Source organism: Arthrobacter sp. CMU6, from assembly GCF_059090205.1.
Map to the genome: position 1 here is coordinate 1 of NZ_JBNHFL010000083.1, position 698 is coordinate 698.

The following is a 698-nucleotide window of genomic DNA, read 5'->3' on the forward strand; positions in this document are numbered from 1 at the left end:
ATCGACTTCCGCCACGAAGCGATCGTCGGGTCCCGGGTCTGGGGCGACGGCAACCCCGAAGGCGTCCGCACCCGCGCCGCCGAGGAAATGAAACACACCGCCCGGCTCGCCAAAGCCCTCGGCGTGGACACCGTCGTCGGCTTCACCGGCTCCTCCATCTGGCAATACGTCGCCATGTTCCCGCCCGTCCCCGAAAAAGTCATCGACGCCGGCTACCAGGACTTCGCCGACCGCTGGAACCCCATCCTGGACGTCTTCGACGAATGCGGCGTCCGTTTCGCCCACGAAGTCCACCCGAGCGAGATCGCCTACGACTACTGGACCACCGTCCGCGCCCTCGAAGCGATCGGCCACCGCGAAGCGTTCGGCCTGAACTGGGACCCCTCCCACTTCATGTGGCAGGGCATCGACCCGGTCTCCTTCATCTGGGATTTCAAGGACCGGATCTACCACGTGGACTGCAAGGACACCAAGCTCCGGTTTACGGGCCGGAACACCGTCCTGGGCTCCCACCTGCCCTGGGGCGACCCCCGCCGCGGCTGGGACTTCGTCTCCGCCGGCCGCGGCGACGTCCCCTGGGAATCATCCTTCCGCGCCCTGACCGCGATCGGCTACACCGGCCCCATCAGCATCGAATGGGAAGACGCCGGCATGGACCGCCTCCACGGCGCCCCCGAAGCCCTCGCCGCCCTGAAGAA

General features: G+C 67.5%; 1 protein-coding gene. It reads left to right on the plus strand.

What is annotated here, in order from left to right; all coding sequences use genetic code 11:
* On the plus strand, positions 1–698 hold a 698-nt coding region (locus AC5RWD_RS23150), incomplete at both ends, for a sugar phosphate isomerase/epimerase family protein (protein WP_494022260.1).